The 4,837-nt window shown below is 56.5% G+C and carries 4 protein-coding genes and 1 pseudogene; 1 reads left to right on the forward strand and 4 read right to left on the reverse strand.

The window, feature by feature from the left end; all coding sequences use genetic code 11:
* Nucleotides 1-517 (forward strand): inorganic phosphate transporter (locus tag ACOSYY_RS01765; protein WP_421660548.1); only part of this gene is annotated, 517 nt, incomplete at its 5' end.
* Here ACOSYY_RS01765 and pnpS read toward each other — a convergent pair.
* The 4 genes and pseudogenes from pnpS to ACOSYY_RS01790 all read right to left on the reverse strand — a co-directional run bounded on the left by pnpS (nt 506) and on the right by ACOSYY_RS01790 (nt 4,628).
* A complete protein-coding gene (gene pnpS, locus ACOSYY_RS01770; protein WP_421660549.1) occupies nt 506-2,350 on the reverse strand; it encodes a two-component system histidine kinase PnpS in 1,845 nt (614 codons plus the stop codon). The genes ACOSYY_RS01765 and pnpS overlap by 12 nt on opposite strands.
* Nucleotides 2,347-3,054, reverse strand: a complete 708-nt coding sequence (locus ACOSYY_RS01775; RefSeq protein ID WP_421660550.1) for a response regulator transcription factor — start codon at nt 3,052-3,054, stop codon at nt 2,347-2,349. Before ACOSYY_RS01775 ends, pnpS begins: the two co-directional genes overlap by 4 nt.
* 80 nt (nt 3,055-3,134) lie before the next feature.
* Nucleotides 3,135-4,160 (reverse strand): annotated as a pseudogene (locus ACOSYY_RS01780) (methyltransferase).
* An 84-nt stretch (nt 4,161-4,244) separates the two neighbouring features.
* Nucleotides 4,245-4,628 carry a hypothetical protein gene (locus tag ACOSYY_RS01790; protein WP_421660553.1) on the reverse strand — a complete coding sequence of 128 codons (384 nt, stop codon included), beginning with the start codon at nt 4,626-4,628 and terminating at the stop codon, nt 4,245-4,247.
* Nucleotides 4,629-4,837: the final 209 nt, after the last annotated feature.

A 4,837-nucleotide genomic window follows, 5' to 3' on the forward strand; every position in this document is an offset into this window, starting at 1 on the left:
GTTTTTTCGAGTTCATCGGGGCGTGGCCAACAAGGTATTCAGCCGCCTCCAAATCGTGTCGGCCAGCTTCATGGCATTCAGCCATGGGGCGAACGACGCGCAGAAGGTCATGGGAGTCATCACGCTTGCCTTAGTGGCATCCGGCCACCTGACGTCGACCGAGGTGCCGACGTGGGTGATTGTGTCCTGCGCGCTGGCGATGGGGCTCGGAACCATCGTCGGTGGGTGGCGGATCATTCGGACTCTCGGCATTAAGATGGTGAAGCTTGAGCCGGTTCACGGATTTTGCGCTGAGACGGCAGCGGCTTCGGTGTTGCTGTTCACCGCGCATTTCGGCCTGCCGGTCAGCACGACCCACACCATCACGTCCGCGATCTTAGGTGTTGGATCGACCAAGCGCCTGTCCGCGGTCCGATGGGGAGTCACGAACAAAATCTTCTCGGCTTGGGTGTTTACATTGCCCGGGGCCGCGCTGTTGGGAGCGGGAGTCTATGCGCTGCTTGCTTCAGTCACGTGATACGTGATGGAGTCGGCGAGGGGTATTGAGCGGAAGGCGGACCACGAATCGACTCCCCTGAGGATGATTTGCTTCGACCCACACCTGTCCGCCATGTCCTTCAACGATATGCTTCACGATCGCCAGTCCGAGTCCCGTCCCACCCAGCTCTCGTGAGCGGGCTTTGTCGACGCGGTAAAACCGTTCGAAGACCCGAGGCCGATCCTCTTCTGGAATCCCGATTCCGGTATCGGCGACGCTGAGCTCGATCGCTCTGGCCGGCGGTTCCACACTCTCGATGAGAGGAGCGAGCTTGGCGTCGACCGTAATGGTTCCCCCCGCCGGCGTATATTTGACGGCGTTATCGAGCAGATTAGTCAAGACTTGCACGAGTCGGCCTTCATCACCCGCCATCGAAGGGAGCGATGGATCGATTGTGGCGACGAGCCGGTGACGATTTTTCCCCGCGATCGGTTTAATGATCGATAGCGTCCGGTCAATGATGGAACGCAGTTCAAGCGGTTCTTCCTTCAATGAGATCCCGCCTGATTCGATTTTCGACAGCTCGAGCAAATCTTCAATGATGAGATTCAGACGATCGCTCTGCTTGAGGATGATCTCTAAGAATTTCATGGAGGCGGAGGGATCGTCCTTGGCGCCGTCAAGCAGCGCTTCGACGTAGCCCTTGATCGAAGTGAGCGGGGTCCGAAGTTCATGGGAGACGTTTGCCACGAAGTCTTTCCGTATCTTCTCCAGGCGTCGCAGCTCGGTCATATCGTGGAACACCAAAACTACACTGGCCTCGTTTTCCCGTTCACCCCCGGCCGGGGAAGCTTCGATCTGAAGGCACCGCCCGCTCAGCGGCAGCACAATTTCATCCTGATGATGGGTGCGCGATCGTAGAATGGCCGTCACCAGGTCGTTGAGCTGTTGATGACGAAAAAGTTCTGCGCAAGGTCGCCCCCGTGCCTCTACGCGTGAGATGCCGAACATGCGTTCCAACGCGGGATTGACCTGCAACACATAGCCGCGAGAGTCCAACACCATCACGCCTTCGACCATTGAAGTCAGCACGGCAAGCAGCTGAGCGCGGTCTTCCGAGAGCTCATCGATCTTGGCGCGAAGCTGATCTGCCATGTGATTGAGCGTCGAGGCCAGGAGACCGACTTCATCTTGTGCGGTTGTTCTGACGTGAAATATCTGTTTGTCGGAACTGAATCGGCGGGCGGCCAATGCGATGTCCGAAAGCGGTTTGGTAATGCTGTGAGCCAACCAGACGCTCAGCGTCAGGGCGACGAGGAAGGCGATCCCGAGCGCGAGAAAGAGACGTTGCTGCAGGTCGGCGATCTCACGGTCAAGGACGAACATCGGAAGACCGACGCGCACCACAAGTGGCGATGCATCCGGTGATAACTGCATGAGAATGGCGCGGTACATGGTTCGTTCACCGGTCGTGTGGCTAGGGCGGATGTCCCGTCCCTGCCCTGTGGAGAGGGCCTGTTGGATTTCGGGCCTGGACGTGTGACTCTCAACAGCGGACAAGTCGGCATCTCGTACGGCGCTATCCGCGAGCACAGCTCCGTCTGCGGCAACCAGCGTCACACGGGCAGAGGCTCGATTGCCAAGGTTGCGCGCCGTCTCTTGCAAGGAGGAAGAAGTCGGAAGCGAAGATGAGAGAAACAGCGGTTGAAAGCCGTATTCCACAAGCTTGACTTTGGCTTCCAGTGCATCACCGAATTGCGTGAGGTACCGCTGTTCGAGGGACTGAACCGTCATCGCACCGGCAATCAGCAGCCCACACGCAACGGCCACGAGAGTACCGAACGCCACTTTCCATCGAACTGACCATGTCATCCTGACACGTCGGAATCTTTAAGCTTATATCCCAATGACTTCACAGACACGATGGCCTCTTCAAGAAGCGGCAACTTCTGTTTCAGCCGACGGATATGTACGTCGACTGTTCTGGTGGTGCCGTAGTAATCGTAACCCCACACGGCATTAAGCAGAACTTCCCGGGTCAATACACGCCCGCGATGCCGAAGGAGGTGTTCAAGCAGACTGAATTCCTTCGCCGTCAAGGGCACCTCTTGTGGCCCGAGTCTGACCTCATGCCGGCCCAGATTCATTGTGAGCGTGCCATATCGGTGCAGATCAGATCCACCATCCGGCTGTCGCTCGACTCGACGCAGCAGGGCCTTCACGCGGGCGACCAGTGCCTTGGGGCTGAACGGCTTGGTCACATAATCATCGGCGCCCAGCTCAAGACCGACAATCGTGTCCGATTCCTCAGCTTTCGCCGTGAGCATGAGGATCGGTAGCATAGCGGTATCGGGAACCGAGCGGATGCGTTTGCAGACTTCGAGTCCATCCATTTCAGGCAACATCAGATCGAGAACGACGAGATCTGGTTTGTCCTCTTTGACTCTCTTCAGAGCGTCGAGTCCGTTCATCGCTGTGATAGGTCGAAACCCCTCTTTCTCCAAATAAAGTTTCACAAGTTGCAGAATGTCTTGGTCATCTTCCACGACGAGGATTTTTTTATGAGAAGTTCCCATAGGACACTCAGCGTACGAGGGAGGGGAAGGAGAGTCAAGAGAATGGGGAGGGAAGCCATCAGGACGGCGACGATGGGCGGCTATTTGTAGGCCACTGCCGCGCTGGACGGCCCGGCCAGATGAATGATGTCAAACCGCGTGAAGCCGGCCTCTCCACACCATTGGCGGAAGTCCGCACCGGAGTAATCGAACGCATCGCCGAATTCGATGAGCATGTTGAGTGACATCAGCAGCCCCTGCACGTTCTCGCGCCGGGCATCATCAATCAACGCTTCGATAGCCACCAGTGCCCCTCCGGCTGGCAACGCGTCGTACGCTGATCGGATCAGGTGAATCTTTTTCTCCAGATTCCAGTCATGCAGGATCATGCCCATCGTGATGAGATCGGCCTTCGGCAACCGATCCTTGAAGAAGTCGCCGGCTACCGTGTGTACGCGATTTTCCAATCCGGCGGCGGCAATGTGCTTCTTCGCGATCGGTTCGACGACCGGCAGGTCGAAGGTGGTGCACGTGAGATGAGGGTGCCGCTTCGCAACTTCAATGCTGAGCAGTCCGGTTGCACCGCCGACGTCGCAAAGGGTTCGGAAGTTCGAAAAGTCGAATTTTTCCGCGAATGTCTCGAAGTTGATGCGCGAGAGACCGGTCATCGCGCCCATGAATTGCTCCAGTCCGGGCAGGTCTGAATAGAGTTCCTCAAACATCCCCTTCCGCCCATGCTTGATTTCATTCTGCGGTCGTCCCGTCCGTAACGCTTCGGGCAGATCGTTCCAAAATTTGAACAGCCGCGCGCTGAGCATGACCAGAATTCCCCCGATGTACCGCGGGCTCGCCGCATCAAGGAACATCGATCCTTCAGGCGTGTTTCAATACTTGGCCTCCCAGCCGTCGCCGTCGCGGTCGAGAAACTTCATTGCCACAAGCGCGTCAAAGAAATCAGGATTGGCCCGTGAGTGAAAGTGCAATTCCCTGCCCAGGTCCGTCCCCGTGAGACGCCGATCAGCGAGTTTCGTGAACAAGCCGACCTCGACGGCCGTGAGCAAGACTTTGGATCCCCAAAAGCCGAAGGCGGTTTGCAAAATGGAAGATGGATTGAGGGGAGTGCTCATGTTCATACAGTAGCCAACGAAGAATGTTGAAGTTATCGGTCCCTTATTGAAAACTTCGGCCAGCAATCTGCTCGCTTCTTCTCCTCAAGCATCCACGAGAAGTCCGCAGATATCGATCATGACCCTTACGTTGCCCGTGGTATTCTTGCGTGCGACTGAAAAGATGAGGTTGGATCCGGCGTCCGCATAAAGAATTACTCCCTGGCTTCCGAAATACCTCGTCGGAAATTCGGGTTCATCTATCTCGGAAATGCCGGAGGGCGCAATGGGATAGATCCCTACCCGAGAACGTGTCGTCACGTGAAGGGCGTAGAAAAGGGATTGGCTCGGGTGCCCGAAACCATTGATGCCCAGGTATTGAGTATGGAATCGCTTCTTTCGGGGGACGGTAACGAGGACAGTTTCCTTGATGCTTTCTCCATCACTCAGATTGACGACTGCTCCAGCTTGAAAAGGTCGTTGAGCCATCTTTGGGGCCTCCTTTTACAAAGAGGAACACAAGAGAGAAGGGTCTCAATTGGCACTAGGATATGAATCTCGGCAGACCTGAAGATGCCATGCTTGCGGCTATTTCTTCTTTACCACTCGGGTGACTATCCGTTCAGCGCGGCCGATGGCTTGTCCGAGGAAGGTGCCGACGGCTTCGCCGACCTTCCTTGCCTGACGACTGGCGGGAG

The sequence above is a fragment of the Nitrospira sp. BLG_2 genome (genome assembly GCF_049222245.1).